This window comes from Tunturiibacter gelidiferens (genome assembly GCF_013410115.1).
GTDB classification, from domain to species: Bacteria; Acidobacteriota; Terriglobia; order Terriglobales; family Acidobacteriaceae; genus Edaphobacter; species Edaphobacter gelidiferens.
The window spans coordinates 1,093,064-1,113,445 of record NZ_JACCCV010000002.1 but is presented as its reverse complement, the minus strand read 5'-3'; the positions used below and the strand labels follow the sequence as shown (position 1 = coordinate 1,113,445).

22 protein-coding genes are annotated in these 20,382 nt (G+C 60.2%); 6 read left to right on the top strand and 16 right to left on the bottom strand.

Going from position 1 to position 20,382, the window contains the following annotated elements; genetic code table 11:
* Window positions 1-2 precede the first annotated feature (2 nt).
* From HDF12_RS16715 to allB, 7 genes are read right to left on the bottom strand one after another with little or no spacing between them, the layout of a single operon-like run.
* Window positions 3-1,277 carry a M20 family metallo-hydrolase gene (locus HDF12_RS16715; protein WP_179585162.1) on the bottom strand — a complete coding sequence of 425 codons (1,275 nt, stop codon included), beginning with the start codon at window positions 1,275-1,277 and terminating at the stop codon, window positions 3-5.
* Between the two features lie 37 nt (window positions 1,278-1,314).
* Window positions 1,315-2,049, bottom strand: coding sequence for a (S)-ureidoglycine aminohydrolase (allE, locus tag HDF12_RS16710; RefSeq protein WP_179585161.1), 735 nt, complete (start codon window positions 2,047-2,049; stop codon window positions 1,315-1,317).
* Window positions 2,042-3,292, bottom strand: coding sequence for an allantoate amidohydrolase (locus HDF12_RS16705; RefSeq protein ID WP_179585160.1), 1,251 nt, complete (start codon window positions 3,290-3,292; stop codon window positions 2,042-2,044). The genes allE and HDF12_RS16705 overlap by 8 nt, the downstream gene beginning before the upstream one ends.
* A 19-nt stretch (window positions 3,293-3,311) precedes the next feature.
* Window positions 3,312-4,160 carry a factor-independent urate hydroxylase gene (gene pucL / locus HDF12_RS16700; RefSeq protein ID WP_179585159.1) on the bottom strand — a complete coding sequence of 283 codons (849 nt, stop codon included), beginning with the start codon at window positions 4,158-4,160 and terminating at the stop codon, window positions 3,312-3,314.
* Window positions 4,161-4,164: 4 nt separating this feature from the next.
* Complete coding sequence (gene uraH, locus HDF12_RS16695) at window positions 4,165-4,503, bottom strand: hydroxyisourate hydrolase (RefSeq protein ID WP_179585158.1); 339 nt, start codon at window positions 4,501-4,503, stop codon at window positions 4,165-4,167.
* 2 nt (window positions 4,504-4,505) lie between these two features.
* Window positions 4,506-5,021: a 2-oxo-4-hydroxy-4-carboxy-5-ureidoimidazoline decarboxylase gene (uraD, locus tag HDF12_RS16690; RefSeq protein ID WP_179585157.1), complete on the bottom strand. Its 516-nt coding sequence runs from the start codon at window positions 5,019-5,021 to the stop codon at window positions 4,506-4,508.
* 13 nt (window positions 5,022-5,034) lie between these two features.
* Window positions 5,035-6,381 (bottom strand): allantoinase AllB, encoded by a 1,347-nt coding sequence (allB, locus tag HDF12_RS16685; protein WP_179585156.1) that lies wholly within the window; start codon window positions 6,379-6,381, stop codon window positions 5,035-5,037.
* A gap of 58 nt (window positions 6,382-6,439) precedes the next feature.
* On the opposite strand from allB, the gene HDF12_RS16680 reads away from it, so the two are divergent.
* Both HDF12_RS16680 and HDF12_RS16675 read left to right on the top strand, forming a co-directional pair.
* Window positions 6,440-6,913 (top strand): nucleoside deaminase, encoded by a 474-nt coding sequence (locus HDF12_RS16680; RefSeq protein WP_179585155.1) that lies wholly within the window; start codon window positions 6,440-6,442, stop codon window positions 6,911-6,913.
* 3 nt (window positions 6,914-6,916) lie between these two features.
* Window positions 6,917-8,230, top strand: coding sequence for a homoserine dehydrogenase (locus HDF12_RS16675; protein ID WP_179585154.1), 1,314 nt, complete (start codon window positions 6,917-6,919; stop codon window positions 8,228-8,230).
* A 49-nt stretch (window positions 8,231-8,279) separates the two neighbouring features.
* On the opposite strand, the gene moeB is transcribed toward HDF12_RS16675, so the two are convergent.
* The 4 genes from moeB to HDF12_RS16655 form a co-directional block, all read right to left on the bottom strand.
* Window positions 8,280-9,503, bottom strand: a complete 1,224-nt coding sequence (gene moeB, locus HDF12_RS16670) for a molybdopterin-synthase adenylyltransferase MoeB (RefSeq protein ID WP_179585153.1) — start codon at window positions 9,501-9,503, stop codon at window positions 8,280-8,282.
* A 96-nt stretch (window positions 9,504-9,599) separates the two neighbouring features.
* Window positions 9,600-9,887 carry a MoaD/ThiS family protein gene (locus tag HDF12_RS16665; RefSeq protein WP_179585152.1) on the bottom strand — a complete coding sequence of 96 codons (288 nt, stop codon included), beginning with the start codon at window positions 9,885-9,887 and terminating at the stop codon, window positions 9,600-9,602.
* Entirely contained in the window at window positions 9,884-10,387 is a 504-nt protein-coding gene (locus HDF12_RS16660; RefSeq protein WP_179585151.1) for a M67 family metallopeptidase, read from the bottom strand. Before HDF12_RS16660 ends, HDF12_RS16665 begins: the two co-directional genes overlap by 4 nt.
* Window positions 10,388-10,391: 4 nt before the next feature.
* Window positions 10,392-11,327, bottom strand: a complete 936-nt coding sequence (locus HDF12_RS16655; RefSeq protein ID WP_179585149.1) for a PLP-dependent cysteine synthase family protein — start codon at window positions 11,325-11,327, stop codon at window positions 10,392-10,394.
* Between the two features lie 104 nt (window positions 11,328-11,431).
* Between HDF12_RS16655 and HDF12_RS16650 the strand changes: the two genes are divergently transcribed.
* Window positions 11,432-11,845, top strand: coding sequence for a hypothetical protein (locus HDF12_RS16650; protein WP_179585147.1), 414 nt, complete (start codon window positions 11,432-11,434; stop codon window positions 11,843-11,845).
* Window positions 11,846-11,879: 34 nt separating this feature from the next.
* Here the strand turns inward: HDF12_RS16650 and rsmI are convergent, their stop codons facing one another.
* Together rsmI and HDF12_RS16640 are read right to left on the bottom strand one after the other, a co-directional pair.
* Entirely contained in the window at window positions 11,880-12,764 is an 885-nt protein-coding gene (gene rsmI, locus HDF12_RS16645; RefSeq protein ID WP_179585145.1) for a 16S rRNA (cytidine(1402)-2'-O)-methyltransferase, read from the bottom strand.
* Window positions 12,764-13,870: a CBS domain-containing protein gene (locus HDF12_RS16640; protein WP_179585143.1), complete on the bottom strand. Its 1,107-nt coding sequence runs from the start codon at window positions 13,868-13,870 to the stop codon at window positions 12,764-12,766. The genes rsmI and HDF12_RS16640 overlap by 1 nt, the downstream gene beginning before the upstream one ends.
* A 61-nt stretch (window positions 13,871-13,931) precedes the next feature.
* Between HDF12_RS16640 and rsmD the strand changes: the two genes are divergently transcribed.
* Window positions 13,932-14,531: a 16S rRNA (guanine(966)-N(2))-methyltransferase RsmD gene (gene rsmD, locus HDF12_RS16635; protein ID WP_179585140.1), complete on the top strand. Its 600-nt coding sequence runs from the start codon at window positions 13,932-13,934 to the stop codon at window positions 14,529-14,531.
* Here rsmD and HDF12_RS16630 read toward each other — a convergent pair.
* Genes HDF12_RS16630 through thiL form a run of 3 tightly spaced genes read right to left on the bottom strand, consistent with a single transcriptional unit; the run spans window position 14,473 to window position 17,328 of the window.
* The gene (locus HDF12_RS16630; protein WP_179585138.1) at window positions 14,473-15,087 is read right to left on the bottom strand and encodes a hypothetical protein; all 615 of its coding nucleotides are present in this window, start codon (window positions 15,085-15,087) and stop codon (window positions 14,473-14,475) included. The genes rsmD and HDF12_RS16630 overlap by 59 nt on opposite strands.
* Window positions 15,087-16,223 carry a cystathionine gamma-lyase gene (locus HDF12_RS16625; RefSeq protein ID WP_179585137.1) on the bottom strand — a complete coding sequence of 379 codons (1,137 nt, stop codon included), beginning with the start codon at window positions 16,221-16,223 and terminating at the stop codon, window positions 15,087-15,089. Before HDF12_RS16625 ends, HDF12_RS16630 begins: the two co-directional genes overlap by 1 nt.
* Before the next feature lie 46 nt (window positions 16,224-16,269).
* Window positions 16,270-17,328, bottom strand: a complete 1,059-nt coding sequence (gene thiL, locus HDF12_RS16620; protein WP_179585135.1) for a thiamine-phosphate kinase — start codon at window positions 17,326-17,328, stop codon at window positions 16,270-16,272.
* Between the two features lie 250 nt (window positions 17,329-17,578).
* Here thiL and HDF12_RS16615 point away from each other — a divergent pair, with 250 nt between their 5' ends.
* Both HDF12_RS16615 and HDF12_RS16610 read left to right on the top strand, forming a co-directional pair.
* Window positions 17,579-18,607 (top strand): M23 family metallopeptidase, encoded by a 1,029-nt coding sequence (locus tag HDF12_RS16615; protein ID WP_257025799.1) that lies wholly within the window; start codon window positions 17,579-17,581, stop codon window positions 18,605-18,607.
* 276 nt (window positions 18,608-18,883) lie between these two features.
* A complete protein-coding gene (locus HDF12_RS16610; protein ID WP_179585133.1) occupies window positions 18,884-20,380 on the top strand; it encodes an HD-GYP domain-containing protein in 1,497 nt (498 codons plus the stop codon).
* Window positions 20,381-20,382 lie beyond the last annotated feature (2 nt).

The following is a 20,382-nucleotide window of genomic DNA, read 5'->3' as shown; positions in this document are numbered from 1 at the left end:
AGTTACTCTGACGCTAGTTTAGCAAGAGCTGAGGCAAGCACCTGTACCCCGAGAGTGGTATCCGCTGGCGTGGCATATTCGTCCGGTCTGTGGCTTACGCCGTTGCGGCAAGGGATGAAGATCATGGCGATGGGTGCGATGCGGGCCATGAACAGCGAGTCGTGATAGGCACGGCTGACCATCTTTCTGGGAGAGATGCCGTGGGTGGCGCAGACCTCTTTGAGGAGTTCGACGAGGTGTGGGGAGGATTGCGCGGGGGCGTCGGCGTTGATGATCTGCTCGGTGATGATGACGCCGCGGCGTTGGCGGAGGGTTTCGATGTCGCGGCGGATGGCCTGCGTGACGGACTCGCGGCGGGTGGGGTCGGTGTCGCGGATGTCGAGTTGGAGGACGACACGGCTGGGGACGCTGTTGACTGCGCCCGGAAAGACCTCGCAGGTGCCGACGGTGGCAACGGTGTCGATGGCATGGGTGGCGAGGGTGTGTTTTTCGATTGCGAGAATGAGTTCGGCCGCGGCGCAGAGAGCGTCTTTGCGGTCGGGCATGAGGAGCGCGCCTGCATGGCCGCCGAGGCCGCTGATGGTGAAACGATAGCCTGCGGGGGCGGCGATGCTGGTGACGATGCCGATGGGAGTGCCTTCGCGTTCGAGCAGGGGACCCTGTTCGATGTGGAGTTCGAGCCAGGCGTGGTAGTGGTTCGGTGAGAGCTTAACCGAAGCGAGGTCGCCGGTGAAGCCCGCAGCCGTGCGAACTTGTGCGAGGGTCTTGGCCGTGTCGGCTGGCTCGTTGGCTTCGTGGAGAGCGTCGGCTTGTTTAGGATCGAGGGTCCCGGACATTAGGCGGCTGCCGAGACAGCCGATGCCGAAGCGGGTGGGCTCTTCGGAGGTGAACATGACGAGTTCGATGGAGCGGCGGGGCTGCAGGCCGCTGCGTTTGAGCGTGCGCATCGCTTCGAGACCGCCGAGGACGCCGACGGTGCCGTCGTACATGCCGGCGTGAGGGATGGCGTCGGTGTGTGAGCCGGTGGCGACTGCAGGCGCGTCGGGGTCAGTGCCGGTCCAGCGGATGAAGATGTTGCCTACGGCGTCGTCGCGAACCTCGAAACCGTCGGCGGTGGCAAGTTCTTTGAGCCATGCGCGGGCGCGGAGATCGTCTGGAGAGAAGACGATGCGGGTGACGGAGGTGCCGTTGCTGACGGGCTCGGCGTCGGTGAAGGTTGCGAGGGTTGCGAGTTCGCTCGTCAGCCGTGGTTGATCGATCTGAATTTGCTGTGCCAAAACTGTTGCCTCCTTTTGGCCGAGGTTGACGTAGATGCTAGACCAGTGGGTGACGGTTCCAGTCTTTGTAGATGAGGTATTTTGCGGGACGCTTGCCGATGGCTGCGAACCACTGTGGACAGAAGGGTCCCATCCAGATGAAGTCGCCTGCAGTGACTGGATACCAGCTGTCTCCGAGGCGATAGATGCCGCCGCCTTCAAGCATCAGAAGGCCGTGCTCCATGATGTGAACCTCGACCATGCTGAGTGCGGCGCCGGGCTGGTAAGTCATGGTGTTGACCGCGAAATCGAAGGACGGAGAGCCGGGCAGGAGGCTGCGAACCTGGAGGTCGGGGTCGTCGTTGAGGGGGACTGAGAGCGTCTTATCTTCGTGGCCTATGAGGAGCTCTGGTGGAGGAACGGAAGCGATCGCTTCGTAGGGTTTTTCGATGATGACGAGGCGCGTGGCCTGTTGCGCGGTAAGTGTGTGTGCGGCGTCTTCAGGGATGTAGGTGAAGCTTCCTGGGATGAGTGATTGAAACGTGCTGTCGGTTGCGAGATCGGCTGCACCCTCGAGGGTATAGATAAAACGCTGGTTGGATGTGGGTCCCAGTTTGCCGCCGGGTTCGAGTTCGGCGGTGTATTGGGTGAAGGCAGCGCCTGCTGCGGGGGAGATGTGGACGACGGCGGTGGCGAGTTCCATGCCGGGCAGCACTGTGCGGACGAAGGTGTCCGGCGTGTGGAGAAGATGATCGCGCTGATTGGTGCTGCGGGTCTGTCCCAGCTTATGCATGGCTATCCTTGGTTTTATCATCGCTCAGGAGCGCGAGGAACTCCATTGCAGTTGAGAGTGCGGCTTCTACGTCCTGTGGGAGTACGGCTTCGTCGGGGTGGTGACTGAGTCCACCGGGGCTGCGGAGGAAGAGCATCGCCGAGGGGATGGTTGGGGCGAGGATCATCGCATCGTGGCCGGCTCCGCTGGTCATTCTGTTGCTGGGGAAGCCAGCGTTTGCGGCGGCGCTTTGCAGTAAGGCTGTGACACGGGGGTCGAGCGGGACAGCGGACTGCTCCATCTCGGTGATGAGTGTGAGGGTTACGCCGCGTTTGGCTGCTGCTTTCTTTGCGATTTGCGTCAGAGCGTCGACCGCAGCGTGGCGTGTGTTGTCGTCTGCGTGGCGGATGTCGAGCGACGTCTTTACTCTGCCGGCGATGACATTTCCAGCGCCGGGGAAGGCGTCCAGCTTGCCGACTGTTGCGACGAGGCCTTCGTGAGCGGTGGCGTAGGCCTCGACGGAGACGATCCATTCGGCTGCGGCGGCCATTGCGTCGTGTCGCAGGTGCATTGGAGTGGTTCCGGCGTGGTTTGCCTGTCCTTCGAAGAGGAGTTGCAGGCGGGTCTGTCCTACGAGTGCCTCGACGACGCCGAGTGATGCGCCCACGCTCTCCAGAATGGGGCCCTGTTCTATGTGAAACTCGAGATAAGCGAAGGCGTCGCGGGATAAGACTGCTGCGGGAAGGTTTGCGGGATCTAGGCCGTAGTGGCGTATGGCTTCTGCGATGCTTACGCCATCTGGATCCGTGCGCTGCAGTGTCTCTGGATCGAGCTTTCCTACAACGGCGAGGCTGCCGAGGAAGGCTTTGCTGAAGCGGACACCTTCCTCCTCTGAAAAGCCGATGACTTCGAGGGAGAAGGGAAGCCGGTGTTCTCGTGATTCTTCGACGACGGCGATGCCAAGGATGACCCCGAGGATGCCGTCGAAGGCTCCGGCGTTGGGTACGGTGTCGAGGTGCGAGCCGATGATCAGGCGAGGGGCGTTCGGGACAGGAGACTGCAAAAGTCCGCGAAGGTTGCCGATGGCGTCGACGTGTACCGTCATTCCGGCGGCCTCCATCCACTGTCGCAGCAGCGCGTGGACGGCGTGCATGGGAGGGGTAAGGAAGCGACGGGTGATCTCACCGGGGACTTCGGTGTGAGTGGCGATCTCGCGGCAGCGAGCGATGATGCGAGTGGCGCAATCTCTTTTTGTGCCTGTCATGGTTGCTTATTTGCTGCGCTCACGATTTGCGGCGGACGCGCGCCTCGATGTATCCGTGGGGTTCGTCGGTGGGGACGAAGATCTCGTTTGGATTGTCCTGGTTGAAGCGGGAGAGGTCGACGAGGAGGCAGTGCTTGTTGGGCATGGTGATCTCGATCTCGTTGATTGCAGGGACGGCTTCGAGCGCGCTCTCTGCCATGGCGTAGAGGGTCTGCTGAACGGATCTGCTGTCGTGGTTGGCGAAGGTGCGCAGCATCGTCTCGCGAAGCTTTGTACGTAAAGCATCGAAGTTCAGACCGGGTGAGGTGTAGCGCCACTCCGCAGTGACGGCGGTTCCGAAGAGGCGATCTTTGGTCTCGGGCAGAGTGGTCAGTGAGTCCTTGATGTAGCCCTCGAAGCCGGAGTTGGCGGTCTTGAGAAGGACGAGGTTGTCGAGGCCCGAGAGGATGTGAAAGCTGCCGCCCTGCTCGCGTTCTACACTGGTTGTTTGAAGTTCGCCGCTGCCACGCATGAAGGCGCTGGGATGTGGTTCACCGTCAACGGTAAGGCGCTTCCACATGGTGCTTTCGATGCGGACCGAGGCGGAGGAGACCTGCGGATTTCGTCCTAGCAGGAAGTCGACCAGCTCTTTGGCGTAGTCCTCCATGGCGGTTGCCTTTGAAGTTCGCGCGAGGGAGTAGACGGTGTTCTTCATCGTGTCTGTCGGCAGGATTTTGCTGTTGTCCCCGTCAAGGTGAGCGGTCTCGAAGTCGCCTTTCAGTAAGACTTGAACCGTCCATTCGCGCAGGTCGTGGCCGTGAGCGTGGCGGGTCACCTTCATCAGGCGGACCCGGGATTTTCCGTAACGATTTTCAGCCAGCTCAATCATCTGGTCAGCTTCCTCGATAGGTGGTGTAGCCGTTCGCAGTCAGAAGTAGCGGGATGTGGTAGTGCTGCTCGCCTTCGGTGACTGTAAAGACGATTTCGATATATGGATAGAGGCCGCTCAGCTGATGCTGGTTGTAGTAGGCGATGGTTTCGAAGTGAACGCGATATATGCCCGGCTGCAGGGCTTCGGTTGCAGGAAGGAGATGTTTGCAGCGACCGTCGGCGTCGGTGATTGCTACGTTGAGGGACGACCACTCCCCGTCTGTTAGGCGAGCGAGGGTGATGGGGACGCCTGTGGCTGGCCGTCCCAGGGCTGTGTCGAGAATATGTGTGGAGATGCCCATCGTTAGTCCGACTCCAGCCAGCGACGAAGGCGAAGCTGCGTGATCTGGCGTTGTTGTTCGGCTGCTTCATGTAGCTCTGTGGCCGCGTCGTTTTGCATTCTGCTTTCAAGGATGGCAAGGATCTCCGCGGATTTCTTGCCTGAGGCGCAGACAATGAAGATTCTGTCGAAGCGCTGTTCGTAGAGACGGTTCGCTGCGTCGAGAGCCAGTTTCGCAGCATGGTCGTCGGAGTGAGCTGCGTGTTGCTCCTGTGCCGACCAGCGCAGAGACTCTTCGGTTGTCTGGGTCTGCGCATGCTTTTGGCCAATGCGGGGATGGCTGTCGAACGCCTCCTGCCATGCCTGCTCCGGAAGAGCAAACCATATGGAAGCGGAGGTTTCGAGGAGGGAAGCTTCGTCGGCGATTGGGCGCGCGGATGCCAATGTCTCTGCCCACGCATGGGAGCCGCAGCAGGGGAGAGCCTCGCGGGCGGCAATGGTGGGGTCGAGCGAATTCCATCGGGCCAGAACTTTGTTCATGCGTGTCTGCCTACTATAACTTGACCTCACGGCCCTGAGGCGTGGGGGCGAAGGTGCCTTCAACGTAAGCTGGCTCTCCTCGCAGATAGGTGGCCTTTACCAGGCCGCGCAGCGTCTCCCCCATGTACGGTGAAATGGTGTGGCGATAGTGTAGTTTGTCGGGAGTTACGGTGAACTCTGCCTCGGTGTCGAAGACAACGAAGTTGGCGTCACGGCCGGATTGCAGTGCGCCTGCCTGATGAGTAAGACCGGCGAGAGCTGCAGGTGCTGCGCTCATCCAGCGCGCGATGTCTTCGAGCGTGTGGCCGCGATGAGTGCAGTTCGTGTGGATGACCGAGAACGCAAGGGACAGGCTGGCGATACCGCCCCAGGCCTGATCGAAGCGGCCAGTGTCTGTGCGCTTCATCTCGGGCGGGCAGGGGGAGTGGTCGGTGACGATCATGTCGATGGTTCCATCGCGAAGACCGCGCCAGAGCCCTCGTTGGTTTTCCCTGCTGCGAATGGGTGGCGCGCACTTGAGCAGGGTTGCACCGTCGGGGATCTCTTCTGCGGCGAAGTGCAGATAGTGAGGGCAGGTTTCGACTGTGATTGGGAGGCCTTCTTTGCGGGCGGAGGTCAGCTCGGCCAGAGCGAGCGCGGTGGAGAGGTGAACGATGTGCAGGCGGAAGTCGTATTGGCGGCAGAGCCGGATCATCAGGCGAATGGCCTGGAGTTCGGCTTCGTCGGGGCGCGAAGCGAGATAGGTTTGGTATTGGCGCCAGTCTGCGTTGCGCAGTGACTGGGTCGCAGCGTCGATCGGGGCAGCCAGTTCGGCGTGTACGAGAAGAGGGAGGCCTGACTGCGCGATCGATGGCAGCGCGGCTTCCAGTTGTTGCTGGTCGATCATTGTGAAGCCGTCGCAGCCGGGGTAGATGAGAAAGCATTTGAAGCCGAGGACTCCGGCTTGCGCTAGAGGGAGGATGTGCTGCTGATTGTCCGCGACGGCTCCGCCCCACGGTGCCCAGTCTACGAAACACTCTCCTTGTGCGGCTTCGCGCTTCTCTTCGAGTGCGGCTACGGTGGTGGTCTCGGGGAGACAGTTGAGTGGCATGTCGATCAGGGTAGCGTAGCCTCCCGCTGCTGCTGCACGGGTCGCAGTGCGGAAGCCTTCCCATTCGGTACGTCCCGGCTGGTTGATGTGTACGTGTGTATCCACCAGCCCGGGAAGGAGAGCATCGTTGCCGCAGTTGTGGACGATGGCGTCTGTGGGAACCTCGGACGCGCGGCAGACAGCGCGGATCGTTCCGTCCTCCACGAGGAGCGCGCCGGGTTGTGTGCCCTGTGGAGTGACGATGCGTTTTGAGAGAAAGGCATGTGCCATAATCTGATTATTCCGTTACTGCTGCCGCACAGATTGTTCCATAAGGATACCGAGCCGAATGCAGGGCAACCCAGTCTTCATGCAGAGAGCGATCGCGCTGGCGACGGAGAATGTCACCTCCGGTCGCGGAGGACCGTTTGGCGCGGTGATTGTGCGCGATGGTGAGATCGTTGCTACGGGCGCGAATCTTGTCACTGCGACGAACGATCCAACGGCGCATGGCGAGATTGTAGCAATCCGTAACGCTTGTACGGCGCTTGCGAGCTATCAGCTGACGGGATGCCATATCTATACCAGCTGCGAGCCTTGCCCGATGTGCCTCGCAGCGATCTACTGGGCACGTTGCGAGGCGATCTTTTACGGGAGTTGCGCCGCCGATGCTGCAGCAGCTGGTTTTGACGATGCTTTTCTCTATGAGGAGATGAAGCTGCCGCTTGATCAGCGGAAGATACCGACGGTAAATCTTCTGCCGGAGCAGGCGATTTCGAGCTTTGAGGCCTGGCGTGAGCGCGCCGGCAGAATCGACTATTGAGACATGACGACGAAGCGGAAGAAGGTAGCGGCAAAAAACAATAAAGCGGATTCTGTTGTGAAGGTTGCACTGCTTGGATTTGGCACGGTTGGTGGATCGGTGGCGCGGGTGCTTGCTGCGTCGAGGTTTCCGGGTGTGCAGTTGACACATATCTTCAACCGCAATGTGGATCGGAAGCGTAGCTCTGAAGCTGCGAAGGCCGTGCCGGCTTCGGTGGTGTGGACCGATAGCATCGATGTGATTCTGCGGTCGGATGTTGATGTTGTTATTGAGTTGATGGGTGGCCTGAACCCGGTGGAGGGGTGGCTGCGGAAGGCTCTGGCCGTGGGCAAGTCGGTGGTGACGGCGAATAAGCAACTAATCGCGTATCGAGGCACGAATCTGGCGAAGCTTGCAGCGCAGCATAACGTTCATCTGCTGCATGGAGCTGCCGTGGCAGGTGGCGTGCCGGTGATTCCGGGGATGCTGCAGGGGTTGTGCGGCGACCAGGTGACCAGGCTCAGTGGCATCGTGAACGGTACTTGCAACTACATTCTGAGCCGGATGGAGGCTGGGGCGGATTACGCGACGGTGCTGGCTGATGCGCAGCAGCTCGGCTATGCGGAGTCTGATCCGTCTGCCGATGTGGACGGTTACGATGCGCGGGCGAAACTCTGTATTTTGTCGCGCATTGCGATGCACGCTGAACTTGATCCGGATGCGGTTGCGATACAGACCATCTCGGCGATTGAGGCGATCGATTTTTCTTATGCGAAGGAGTTGAACTGCACCATTCGCCAGGTTTCGCGTGCGGAGCTCGATGGGAAGATTGTGCATGCGCGGGTTGCGCCGATGCTGGTTCCGCTGGTCTCGCCGATGGCCTGGTCGCACGGTACGCAGAACATGGTGGTGGTGAGTGGAAGATTTGGCGGGGATGTTGTCTTCTCGGGGCATGGCGCTGGTGGCGAGCCGACGGCGGTTGCGGTTGTGTCGGATCTGCTGGCCGTCGCGCAGGATTGTAAAACGGTGCAGCTGCCAGTGCGCAGGCGCGAGGTGACGGGAGATTTTCTGGCACCGCACTATCTGCGATTTGTCGTCGACGATAAGCCGGGAATTGTCTCGGCGATTTCGGGGGCGCTCTCGAAGGTGGGCGCCAATATCGATTCGCTGCTGCAGCGGCGGGGATATCCGAAGCATCGGCTGCCCTTTGTAGTGACGACTGAGCCTTGTCTGAGCTCGACGATTGAGCGGGCGCTGGCGTCGGTCGCTCGCATGGATTGCATGCTGGAGAAGCCGCTGTGCTTGCAGATGCTTGAAGTGGAAGATAAAGCAGAATAGGAAGCGGCGCAGGGTGAGTGCGCCGCCTCTTTGGGTTACTGGAGGTGGGTTAGTACTTGGGCAGCGAGGGATCGATCTTGTCGGCCCAGGCGAGGATGCCGCCGGTTAGATTTGACACGTTGGAGAAGCCGGCTTGTTTGAGCGCGAGTGCCGCTCTCTGGCTGCGTGCGCCGGACTTGCAGTGGACGACAATCTCGCGATCCTTCTTGTCGGCCAGTTCGGCGGTGCGAAGCGCGATCTCACCGACTGGAATGAGCGGCGCGCCGAGATTTACGATCTTGTACTCGTGCGGTTCGCGGACGTCGAGAACGAAGACGTCTTCCTTGGCGTCGAGCTTGCGCTTCAGCTCCTGGACGGAGATCTGGGGGATGCCGTCGACGACGGGAAGGTCGCTTACTGCCTTGTCGCGGGCGACTTCGAGTGGGCCGACTTCGCTCGGCGGAGTGATGCCGCAGAACTGGTCGTAGTCGATGAGCTCTGTGACGGTGGGATTGGGACCGCAGACGGGGCACTCGGGATTCTTGCGGAGCTTGAGGGTGCGGAAGGTCATGCCGAGGGCGTCTACAAGGAGCAGGCGGCCGATCAATGGCTCGCCGATGCCGAGGATCAGCTTGATGGTCTCGGTTGCCTGGATGACTCCGACGAGGCCCGGAAGAATGCCGAGGACGCCGCCCTCAGCGCAAGAAGGAACCAGGCCAGGCGGTGGCGGCTCGGGATAGAGGCAGCGATAGCAGGGGCCTTCTTTGGTGCCGAAGACGCTGGCCTGACCCTCAAAGCGGAAGATGGAGCCGTAGGCGTTGGGCTTACCGAGCAGGACGCAGGCGTCGTTGACGAGGTAGCGGGTCTGGAAGTTGTCGGTGCCGTCGGCGATGACGTCGTAGTCTTTCAGGATCTCGAGCGCGTTGGCGCTGGTGAGCATGGTGTTGTGCTTGATGACGTTGACGGTGGGATTCAGGCCCTTGAGCATGATCTCGGCGGAGTCGACCTTGAGCTTGCCGACGGTCGCGGTGGAGTGGATGATCTGGCGCTGCAGGTTGCTGGCGTCGACGGTATCGAAGTCGACGAGGCCGATGGTGCCTACGCCTGCGGCTGCGAGATAAAGGGCGAGCGGTGCGCCAAGACCGCCTGTGCCGACGCAGAGTACCTTCGCGGCCTTTAGCTTCTGCTGGCCCTCCATCCCGACTTCGGGGAGGATCAGGTGCCGGGAGTAGCGAGCGATCTCATCGTTGGAGAGCTTTGGGAGTTCTACGGTCTCTTCTAGGGCTGCTGGCATTGTCTTTTCCTCTGCCTCTCATGGAAGCGTCAAAAATCTTCATCTCGTAAAACCGTCTTCGAACTGATTCTTTAGACGGTTACAAATAGGAAAATTTTAGGGTCGACAGTTCGTTCCGCCGGCGATGGAGGGGATGATCGTGAGTTCGTCCGTGTCGGTTGCCGGGGTCTCTTCTTTGTTTGGGAGGTAGCGGATGTCGTCATCGTTCAGGTAGACGTTGACGAACGAGCGCAGCTTGCCTTCCGGGGTGAAGAGGTGCGGCTTCAGTTCGGGGTATTGGACGGTGAGCTGCTGAAACACGCTGCCGACGGTTGTTCCCGCGACGCTGACGGTCTCTAATCCGCCTGTGTAGGCGCGCAGCGGGGTGGGGATGTGAATGTTCATGCCTGACCTTTCTGGTTGGGTGCCGCTGCTTCGGCGACGTTAGTGGCGATGTCGATCTGAATTGGTTCATCCTCGAAGTTCTTGTCGTCTTCCCCTGTCCCGCTTAGCAGAAAGGAGTTTGTCAGGACAGCTTTGCCCTGTTCGACGCTGGTGATGATGTAGGAGCAGCTGAGCCAGTGGGCTTCGGCGAAGTCGGTCTTCGACCATTGGGCTGGATGGTCGGGATGCGAGTGGTAGAAGCCGACGATGTCCAGGCCGAGGCCGCGCGCCTGGCGCTGAATTTTGACGAGCTCCTGCGGGGCGATGTGGTAGCGGTTGTGGGCAGAGTCGGTGCGGGTGTTGCCGGCGCGAACGATCTGCTGGACGTGATTGACCGCCACGGCGCTATTGCCGTCGCCGGCGATGTTCTTGCCGAGCAGGACGCCGCAGCACTCGTTCGGGTAGGTCTCTTCGCCGTGGACGCGTAGGGCTTCGTAGTCGGCGTAGTGGATGCGAAGCATCTGGTTAGCCCTCCTGCCAGAAGCGTTCGCTCATGTACTTCTCAGCGGAGTCGCAGAGGATGGTGACGATGACTGCTTCGCGGCCGGCGCTGGCCTCCTGCTCGCCAATCTGAAGAGACGCAGCGACGGCGGCGGCAGCGGAGATTCCCACGAGCAGGCCCTGATTGCGGGCCAGATTTTTCACCATGTCGTAGGCGGTTTCGGTGGGTATGTCGATGTTCGCGTCGGCGAGTGATGGATCGTAGATGCGCGGCACAATTGCGGTTGCCATGTGCTTGAGGCCTTCGAGACCGTTGAAGGGCGAGTCCGGCTGCATGGAGATGCAACGGATCGATGGGTTCAACTCCTTCAGGCGTCGGGTTGTGCCCATAAAGGTGCCGCTGGTCCCGAGGCCCGCGACGAAGTGGGTCACCTGGCCTTCGGTCTGCTCCCAGATCTCGTTCGCGGTGGTGCGGTAGTGCGCCTTCCAGTTCTCGTCGTTGGAGTACTGGTCGGCGTAGTAGTACTTGTCTGGTTCGGCTGCGGCCATCTCTCGAGCTTTACGGATTGCGCCGTCGGAGCCGTTGGCTGGGTCGGTCCAGAGAACCTCTGCTCCGTAGGCGGCGAGATAGCGTTTGCGCTCGGGCGAGACGTTCGATGGCATGCAGAGCGTGACCCGGAAGCCCAACGCAGCGCCGAGCATGGCGTAGGCGATACCGGTGTTGCCGCTGGTGGCATCGAGCAGGCCGCGGCTGTCGCTGAGGAGACCTCGGCGCTGTGCGTCGGCGACGATGGCGGAGGCAGCACGATCCTTGACCGAGCCGCCTGGGTTCGCCCATTCGGCTTTGCCTAAAATCTGGACTCCGGGCAGATGGGCGCTCAGGCGTTCGAGCCGCACCAAGGGGGTGTGGCCAACGCGGTCGAGGATGCCGGTTCCAAACGGTTTGACGGTGGTGATCATGCAGCTTCCATCTTCTTTTGATTCATTTGAATCGTTCTGCGCTGCGGTGATTGAAGGACTTCCGCGGATGTGCGACAGTTAATCGAGTCTAACGTATTGCACTTATGGCGAAAAAGATCCCACAACGAAGCTTTAATGATGTTCTTGGTCTCCTCGGAGGCCAGAGATTCGATGTTGCCCCCGCGCAGGAGGGTGCAAAGCGAACGCCAAATGCAGTCCAGGTAAGGAAATACGGCTGTGCGGCTGAGATTGCCGCGGCGCCTGATGGCACGGTTGAGATCCTGGCCCGTCCCGGCTGGCTGCTGAATGGGGAGATTACGCGTCTGCTCGACCGGGGATACCAGAAGTTCCTCAAGACGAGCAAGCTGGAGATTCCCGCATCGGCGGATCATCTGCGGGCGATCCATGAGTTCACCGAAGAGTTGAACGAGGCGATAGGCGCGACCAGCCTTTATAACCAGGCGCTGGGAACTACCAGCAACGTTTATCACTACGATCGGGTCAAGGGGCGGGACTAAGATCTGGGCCGGGAATGAACTGCGGCATGGCAGCCTAGCGCAGCTTGTTCTGTTCGCGTTGCAACTCTCGATAGGCTTGGCTCTTGCCGATGCCGCGTTCGCGAGCGACTCGCTTCAGGGCGTCCATCTCGCTGATTCCTTCTGACTTCATCATGGCGGAGACCTCGGCGGCAAGGGTGTTTTTCTTGTCTTCGGAGGTGCTCTCGATGGTTGTGGGCGCGAGCATCAGCACAATCTCCCCGCGCACGCTGGCGCGACTGGAGAGTTGGGACCGTAGGTCGGCGACCGTGCCACGCAAAAACTCTTCATGCATCTTGGTCAGTTCGCGCGCGATGACGATGTGCTGTTCGGGGCCGAATACGCCTTCGATGTCTGCGAGGGTGTCGAGGATGCGATGGGGGGCTTCGTAGAAGACGTTGGTTACGTCGCCTCGTACGAGGTCTTCGAGAGCGGTCTTTCGTTGGCCTGCTTTGGCGGGGAGAAAGCCGTGGAAAGTGAATCGTTCGGTGTTGAGGCCGCTTGCGATCAGGCCGCTGATGGCGGCGTTGGCTCCGGGGATGGGGAAGACATCAACTCCTGAGGCGAGGGCGGCCGCGACGATCTGGCCTCCGGGATCGGCGATGCCGGGGGTTCCGGCGTCACTGACGATCGCTATGCGCGCACCGTTTTTTAGTTCGGCTATGAGTTCTTCGGTGCGTGAGCCCTCGTTGTGCATGTGATAACTCACGGTCGGGGTGCGGATCTCAAAGTGATTGAGCAGCTTCTGGGTCTGCCGCGTATCCTCGCAGGCGATGCGGTCCGCCTGACGCAGCACTCGGAGCGCACGCAAGGTGATGTCTTCAAGGTTGCCGATGGGGGTGGCTACGAGGTAGAGACCCGGCGCCAGCGGCCGGTCGTCGTTGTCGCGACTTGCGGGCATTATTCCGGTTGCCGCAGCTTGCGGCGCTGGTTCAGCATTCCCATGGAGAGAGCAAGATTCTGCGGCGTGATGATGCCGACGATGCGGTCGCCTTCGAGCACGGGAACCATCTGCGCGCCCTGGCCGGCCATGATGCGGCGCAGGGTTTTGACGAGGGAATCGTCGGGCTGCGCGGTTTGGAAGGAGCGCGTCATCACGCCCTGGACATAGCCGTTGCCGTCGCTTTGCAGGGCATCGACGATGCTCTGCCGCGAGACAGCGCCAACGAGGTTAGATCCGCGCACTACGGGAAAGACATCCTGCAGGGTGTGGACCGAGCGCTGGAGCGCATCTTCGAGCGTATCCGAGGCCGAGAGCATGCTGAACTGCGTCAGCATGACGTCGCGCATCCGCACCGCGTCCACATCGGTTTGAAGCAGCAGGCCCTGATCTTCCATATGTGCGCCGATCATGAGGAAGGCTCCGATCATGACCAGCCACATGTTCGGCACAAGAAGGCCGGCGACTATGAGCGCGATGGCGATGAATTGGCCGAGACCTGCCGCTGCTCGTGAAGTCTTGATGACGCCCTTTGTCTTGGCGAACTCGCCGCGAAAGACACGTCCACCATCAAGCGGCGATGCTGGCAGCAGGTTCACGACACCCAGCAGAATGTTCATCCATATCGCCGCCCTCAGCAGGTGCGCAGGCGACATCCATGGGCGTTCGAGAAGGCTAACCTCAGGCGCAATGGTTAGTGTCATCGCGGCCAGCAGCAGGCCGAATCCGATGTTTGCACTCGGCCCGATGACGGCCATGCGCTTCTGCATCTCCGGCGTTGTAGCCTTTTCGGTTGCCTCGGGGCTTGCGTAACTCATCAGGCCGCCTACGGGGAGTAGAAGCACACTGCGGAGTTCAAGTCCGAACCACGCGGCGCCGATGGCGCGAGCTACCTCGCGGACGATGACTGCGAGCAGGAGCAGCAGCCAGAGAGCAAATCCGCGGCTCCCGGTTGCTCCCGTCATCGAGGCGTAGCTGACCGACAACCCAAGGATAAGGAGGAAGAAGGTATGAATGCGAACATCCACGCCGAGAAATCTGCCGATCGGAAAAGACCACCCACGCATATTCTCCATTGTATGCGCTGCGGTTTACCAATTCGCGCGCTTGCGGCTTACCATAGGAAAGATGCGCGTCATTGCAGGTACTTACCGTTCCCGTCAACTCTCTGCTCCGCCCGGTTTGAAGACGCGCCCGACGAGCGACCGTCTGCGCGAGACCCTCTTCAATATTCTCGCGCCGAGGCTGGAAGGTTGTCGATTCGTCGATCTCTACGCCGGTACGGGAGCGGTTGGAATCGAAGCGATAAGTCGTGGCGCGGAGCACGTATGGTTTGCTGAGAACGCCGAACCGGCGCTGGCTTCGCTGCGGCAGAATCTTGCTGCGCTGAAGATCAGTCGCGGCTTCACGTTGGAGGATCGTGGTGTGGGGGCGATGCTGCAACGCCTTGGCAAACTGCCGCAACCGGTGGACATCGTCTATCTCGATCCGCCGTACGAGGCGGAGGACGAATACTCAGGCACGCTGAATTTTTTTGGAAGTGTGCGAGGAAGTGCGATTCTCAGTGCGAATGCTTTGGTGATCGCCGAACACGGGCGTAAGGGCAAGCTTGCTTCAAAATATGGCGTGCTCGAACACACTCGGCTCTTGAAGCAGGGCGATGCCGCGCTCAGCTTTTTTGTCGCTGCGGCGGCTGAGCGAACCCTCCACCCTGATGGTGACCAGTAAGAAGATCTACTTGGAATGCAACCTCGCGATCGGTCAATAGGTTCCATCCAACGCCGTGCAGCGTGTTGCCTTCGATGCCGATGATACGCACGCCTTCCCAGCTAAGCCGCGCTGTCTCCCACGCTATTCCGCCTGCGCTCCAGGCGATCATCGAGTGAAACCCAACAAATAAGAGAAGTCCCTGCGTAACGAGGGGGTGTGTTTCAACGACCGGTTTCATTTCGATGTGAGTACAGTGCTCCGGTTGAATGGTATCGACGATATAGGCGTAGCCGCCGGCCACAGCGCACATCTCCTGCGGATTTGGACAGGCAAAGACGCCGGTCGGCATCTTTGAGTTGGTGAAGCCCAGGGCGCAGGTTGCGAGAAATGCTCCGCCGTTGGCTGGCTGAACCATCAGCTGCAACGCACCTCGGGCGAGGGCATCTTCTTCGCCTGCGATCTGCCTAGGATAGATAAACTGCCGTGCGGGCGCGATCAACGGCGCCGTCTTCAGTATCTCAGCTGTCCAGTTCTGAGCAAATTTTTCGCTGGCATCTGTCGCCTGATTGAGCATTAACGGGTTGCATCCAGGGCTTGCGCCATATCTTCGATGAGGTCCTCGATGGCTTCGCAGCCGGCGCTCAGGCGGATGAAGCCGTCGGGTACTGTATCGCCGCCCCACTTCGCGCGACGTTCGGCTGTTGTCGTTATACCGCCAAAGCTGGTGGCGTCTGTTAGCAACGTTGACTGGGAAAGAAAGGTCTCTGCGGCGGTTTTATCTCGCAACACGAAGCTCAACACCGGGCCGAAGTAGCGCATCTGCTTCTTCGCGATCTCGTGGCCGGGATGCGATGGTAAGCCGGGGTAGAAGACGCTAGTTACTTCTTTCCTTGACGTGAGAAATTCGGCGATGCGTTGCGCGTTTTCGCAGGAGCGCTCGAGGCGCAGGGGAAGTGTCGCGATGGAACGAAGCGCAAGCCATGCTTCCATCGGGCCCAGGGCGGCTCCGGTAAGGGTGCGCCATTGGTCGATCTTTGCGCGAAGTTCCAGGTCTCGCACTGCGACGTGACCGAGCAGGAGGTCGCTGTGGCCGGTCATGGATTTCGTGTCTGAGGCGACGGAAAAGTCTGCGCCTAATGCGAGCGGAAGTTGTCCCAAGGGTGTGGGCGTGGTGTTGTCCACAGCGACCAGAGCTCCTGCACGATGTGCGGCCTCGCTCAGCAGGGCGATGTCACATATCTCCATGCCGGGGTTACTTGGCGACTCCAACCAGAGGAGTCGCGCGCCTTCGAGCAGCTCGGCCTGTGCGTTTCCGGCAGTCGGTGACATGCGCAAGGTGATCCCCATGGGAGCGAAGTACTCCTGCAGCAGCACGCGTGCGGTGTAGTAGGCGTTCGAAGGAAGTACGACAACGTCTCCCGGTCGTAGCACCGCTCCAAAGACCGCAGCACACGCGGCCATGCCGGAGGCGAAGACCAGCGCGGTTGCCCGGTAGCTTTCGCCTGTAGCGAGGTGGCCGGATTCGATTTGGCCGATTGCTTTTTCGAGTGCGGTCCAGGTTGGGTTATGCGAGCGTGCGTAGGTGTAGGGAGTGTCCGATGGGTCACCCGGCGTGTGATATGGCGCGGCGAATACTGGCCCCGTGTGGAGCGGCTCGCCGGGGACAGTCCGGCTCAGCGTAGAACGAATGATTCTGGTGGATTCGCGCATATTTTTAGGGTGCAGATTCGATTCGAACCGATTGATGGTAGCAGGCTCAGCGGGGTGTCTTTTTTTCTGTCTTGGTGGATTTGGAGAAGTGCTCCCATCCGCCGGGTTTCAACTCCGTGCGGCTGCCGTCTGGTGCGAGCAGAGTCATCAGGGGTTGCGCGGTGCGGCGAGCCTTCAGAGTTCCAATTCGCGTAAGTGGTACTCCTGCGAGGGAGGATGGCATCGTGACTGAGGATGGCGCGGTGAAGAGTAGTTCGTAGTCCTCGCCCCCGTGCAGTGCTGCGTGGAGTGCGGCTTGGGCATCCAGCTTCCCGGCGAGGGGATGGATTGGCAGCGCTTCCTGTTCGATCTCTGCGTTCACTCCGGAGGCGCGACAGAGGTGGGCAAGGTCGGTCGAAAGCCCGTCGCTGATATCGAGGCATGCTGTGGCGAGGCCTCTTCGCAGCAGGGCCTCGCCCACATCCAGACGCGGTTCGGGAAACAGGTGGGGATGGTCGTCGGTGGTTTTCAAGTTGATGATCCGTTTTCTTCGCCCCAGCAAGGTGGCCAACTCTGCAGCCGCGCCCCCGAGTTGGCCGGTTACGTAGAGGGCATCTCCGGGGAAGGCTCCAGAGCGTCGTAGAGCCTTGCCCTTTGGCGCAGATCCGATCAGCACGATGTCGGCAAGGATCAGGGCTTGTTTGCCGCCGGGCGACTCCGAGGTGTCTCCGCCCGCCAGCGGTACGGCATGCAGCTCAGCCAGCGCACGGAGGCCGTTGAAGAAGCGGGTCGTCCAGGCTCGTCCTGCTGCCTCGGCGAGCATGGTGGAGGGAAGCGCCAGGGAGAGGAAGGCCGCCAATGGGGTCGCGCCCATGGCCGCAAGGTCGCTCAATCCGCGAGCGAGGCAGCGATGGCCGACCGACTCCGGTGGATGGGAGTCGCGGCGGAAGTGGCGACCTTCCAGGGTAAAGTCCGTGGTCACAAGGACTTCACATCCGGACGGAGGCCGCAGAATCGCGCAATCGTCACCGATGCCCAGTTTGACCGCACTGCCGGTCGTCGCGAAGTCACGGCGAATCTGCTCGATCAGGCCCAACTCTCCGAAGGGTGAAAAAGGTTTCTTCATCTAAAGGCAGACTAAATGGTAAGCACAATGTGACTCTTTTGTGGTAGTTACGCGATGAAGATCTGGACTAAGCTCGTTTGCACGGTGGGTAACTGCTTTGGTACCCTCTAAGAGGAAGCTCATGAGAGATGTTCAATTGGAAATGGCGATTGTCGAAGTCGATTTACATCGCGTGATTCATTTGATTGCAACCTCTCCGAGCCGCGGTTTCGCTTCGCGGTCAAATCTGGGCCAGGGATTCTGATTGAAGCTGAAAAAACGCCATTACATCATGCTCGTCAGCCGCGACGAAGAAGGCAACCTTAGCAAGGTACCTGTTCCTCTGCACTACGCTTATCTGTTTGTGGCTGCCGCGATCATCGGCATGTTTACGATCACCGGGTTGGCCGGGTCCTACTCCCGGATGCTGATCAAGACTGCCCGATTCAATCAGCTGCGGCAGGACCACAACTCGCTCCAGAAGGACTACGCGCACCTCGAGAAGGCGGCGCATGAAAAAGATATTCAGGCGGCTTCACTGGGTTCTCTCGCGAGCGAGGTCTCCGTACTGTACGGTCTGACGGCGAGCAAACTTGCGTCACCCATGGGTAAAGTCAGTGACGGGCATCATGGCAAGTCGTCGGGAGTGGCTGAAGCGATCGCTACGACGCCAGTGACCGGCGGCTCGGATTCTTCGGATACCTCGGAGCAGGCCTACTACAAGTCCATCGGTGCCTTCTACTCGCTCCGCAGCTCTGCGATGAGCGGGACGGCTACCCGGGCGATCTCGAGTCTCAACGGTCCCGGATTCGTCTCTACGGATCTACTGGGAGCCAGCAGCCTGGAGGTTGCGTCGTATGTCCCGACACTATGGCCGATCATGGGGCCCATTACCAGCAGCTTCGGCCAGCGCGAAGACCCGGTCCTGGGTAACGGCGAAGGAGAGTTCCACACCGGCATCGACATCAGCGCTCCGAACGGAATACCAATCCGCGCGACCGGGGACGGCATCGTGAAGCAGGCCGAGATGTCCAATGGCTACGGACGCGAGGTCGTGATCGACCATGGGCATGGGGTTGAGACTGTCTATGGGCACATGTCCGGCTTCGCCTGCATCGCGGGGCAGACGGTGGTTCGCGGCCAGGTGATCGGCTACGTCGGTCACAGCGGGCGCACCACAGGCTCGCACCTGCACTACGAGGTTCGTATCAGGAATACCCCGGTGAATCCGCATAAATATCTGCGGACAACGTTGGCGGATCTGGGCACGGAGTCAGCGACGGGGCAGAAGGGGCAATAGTTCCAAAGGAATCCAGACGGCAGGGCTGATGCGGGTTGTCGGCTCTGCCGTTTTTTGCGCTCGTGAAACAGGGTGGATGAACGGGCATTCAAAGGTCCATTCCCGTAACGGGAGAACGCTTTGGCCTATTCCTCTTGTGCACCATTTGGGTAATACCAACTCACCTATGCCGCCGATATATTCACCATGAACACTGAAGTTCTGCAGTAGATCGCGTCTGTCAGCCCTGGAAAAAGACACTATTCCAATCTGGCTTTACGAGAGAACAAGACACACATGGCGCAGACCTCGGCTGCTTTTCGACGTAACACGCAGGGCTTTGACGGATCCATCTCCCTGTCGGAGATTATTTCGGCGCTCTCCTACGCGCTCGACCTGACCGAGGGCGCGGTCCATGGGCATGCGCTCCGCAGTTGTCTGCTGGGTATGCGCATCGCCGAAGAGGTTAACCTTCCGTCCGACCAGACCAGCAGCCTCTACTTTGCACTCTTGTTGAAAGATATCGGCGGCAGCCGCAGCGCCAGCCGCGTAAGCCAGATTATTGGCGGAGTGGATCGAGCGGCGAGCGCAGCGCTGAATCTTGAAGACTGGAGCAAACCGCACAAGCCGAGTCTCTCGACCCTGAAGCTTCTCTGGAGCCAGGTTCTTCCCGACGCCGGTCGCGTCGTAAGGGCAGCCAGATCCCTCAAGAACGGCGTCACTCGTCACCACAATACTTTCGATAGAATCGGAATTCGTTACGACCGCGGAGCAAGCATACTCAACGAACTCGGCATGGGACCTATCGCTGCCGAGGCCGTCCGCAGTGTGGACGAACGATGGGACGGCAGCGGCTACCCGGACAGCCTGAAGGGAGAGCAGATTCCCCTGTTGGCCCGCATCTGCGCTATTGCCCAGCACCTGGATCTCACCTCCGCGGCAGCTGGAATGCAGAGTGCGATCGACACCCTCGAAGAACGCAGCGGAACCTGGTTCGATCCACAACTTGTCCGCATCGCACGATCCCTGCATCGCCGCAGGGAACTCTGGAACAACTGCTCCCCTGCGGATGCAGAGCAGGACACGCGGCAGGCTGTTCTCGACCTCGACTCCGGCAAGCGGCACCAGTTGGAGTCAAGCCAGATCGACCGGATCTGCGAGGCCTTCGCAGACGTGGTTGACGCCAAGTCTCACTTTACCTTTCGCCACTCGCAAGGGGTTGCGGACGCCGCCTTCGGCATCGCGCAGGCAATGGGACTCGCACCAGACCGCGCACAGCTGGTTCGCAGAGCTGCATTGCTGCATGACATCGGCAAACTGGGTGTCGCCAATGCCATCCTCGACAAGAAGAGCCAGTTGAGCCCGGAAGAGTGGAAGGCAGTCTACGAACATCCGCGCATCACGCGGCGCATCCTGGAGCGAATTGCGCCCTTCCACGAGATGGCCGTGATTGCAGGGGAGCATCATGAAAAGCTTGATGGTTCGGGCTACCCGGATCATCTGAAGGGTTCCGATCTCTCGGTTGAGTCTCGCATCGTTGCGGTTGCGGATGTGTACGCGGCGCTCTCGGAAGATCGCCCTTATCGTGCTGGTATCGAGCTCGATGAGACTCTGTCGATTATGTCGAAGCTGATTCCTGTACAACTCGACGCAGACTGCTTCGAGGCGCTGGTCTCGGTGGTTTCGAGCGAGCGCGACGCCACGGTCCCGGCGCCGCAGGTTGCGGGTTCGTCCCTTGGCTATTCGTTCAAAAACAGGGGCTTTAAAAACCCCGCCTTTGAAAGCGCTCTCTGACA

What these genes read in the sequence shown, in the direction of transcription:
- HDF12_RS16630 (WP_179585138.1), bottom strand. Translation starts at nt 15,087, where the DNA reads ATGCTCAATCAGGCGACAGATGCCAGCGAAAAATTTGCTCAGAACTGG.
- pucL (WP_179585159.1), bottom strand. Translation starts at nt 4,160, where the DNA reads ATGATTGAGCTGGCTGAAAATCGTTACGGAAAATCCCGGGTCCGCCTG.
- HDF12_RS16680 (WP_179585155.1), top strand. Translation starts at nt 6,440, where the DNA reads ATGCAGGGCAACCCAGTCTTCATGCAGAGAGCGATCGCGCTGGCGACG.
- allE (WP_179585161.1), bottom strand. Translation starts at nt 2,049, where the DNA reads ATGCATAAGCTGGGACAGACCCGCAGCACCAATCAGCGCGATCATCTT.
- uraD (WP_179585157.1), bottom strand. Translation starts at nt 5,021, where the DNA reads ATGAACAAAGTTCTGGCCCGATGGAATTCGCTCGACCCCACCATTGCC.
- HDF12_RS16650 (WP_179585147.1), top strand. Translation starts at nt 11,432, where the DNA reads ATGGCGAAAAAGATCCCACAACGAAGCTTTAATGATGTTCTTGGTCTC.
- HDF12_RS16705 (WP_179585160.1), bottom strand. Translation starts at nt 3,292, where the DNA reads ATGACAGGCACAAAAAGAGATTGCGCCACTCGCATCATCGCTCGCTGC.
- HDF12_RS16625 (WP_179585137.1), bottom strand. Translation starts at nt 16,223, where the DNA reads ATGCGCGAATCCACCAGAATCATTCGTTCTACGCTGAGCCGGACTGTC.
- thiL (WP_179585135.1), bottom strand. Translation starts at nt 17,328, where the DNA reads ATGAAGAAACCTTTTTCACCCTTCGGAGAGTTGGGCCTGATCGAGCAG.
- rsmI (WP_179585145.1), bottom strand. Translation starts at nt 12,764, where the DNA reads ATGCCCGCAAGTCGCGACAACGACGACCGGCCGCTGGCGCCGGGTCTC.
- HDF12_RS16610 (WP_179585133.1), top strand. Translation starts at nt 18,884, where the DNA reads ATGGCGCAGACCTCGGCTGCTTTTCGACGTAACACGCAGGGCTTTGAC.
- uraH (WP_179585158.1), bottom strand. Translation starts at nt 4,503, where the DNA reads ATGGGCATCTCCACACATATTCTCGACACAGCCCTGGGACGGCCAGCC.
- HDF12_RS16660 (WP_179585151.1), bottom strand. Translation starts at nt 10,387, where the DNA reads ATGCTTCGCATCCACTACGCCGACTACGAAGCCCTACGCGTCCACGGC.
- rsmD (WP_179585140.1), top strand. Translation starts at nt 13,932, where the DNA reads ATGCGCGTCATTGCAGGTACTTACCGTTCCCGTCAACTCTCTGCTCCG.
- HDF12_RS16675 (WP_179585154.1), top strand. Translation starts at nt 6,917, where the DNA reads ATGACGACGAAGCGGAAGAAGGTAGCGGCAAAAAACAATAAAGCGGAT.
- HDF12_RS16665 (WP_179585152.1), bottom strand. Translation starts at nt 9,887, where the DNA reads ATGAACATTCACATCCCCACCCCGCTGCGCGCCTACACAGGCGGATTA.
- HDF12_RS16640 (WP_179585143.1), bottom strand. Translation starts at nt 13,870, where the DNA reads ATGCGTGGGTGGTCTTTTCCGATCGGCAGATTTCTCGGCGTGGATGTT.
- allB (WP_179585156.1), bottom strand. Translation starts at nt 6,381, where the DNA reads ATGGCACATGCCTTTCTCTCAAAACGCATCGTCACTCCACAGGGCACA.
- moeB (WP_179585153.1), bottom strand. Translation starts at nt 9,503, where the DNA reads ATGCCAGCAGCCCTAGAAGAGACCGTAGAACTCCCAAAGCTCTCCAAC.
- HDF12_RS16655 (WP_179585149.1), bottom strand. Translation starts at nt 11,327, where the DNA reads ATGATCACCACCGTCAAACCGTTTGGAACCGGCATCCTCGACCGCGTT.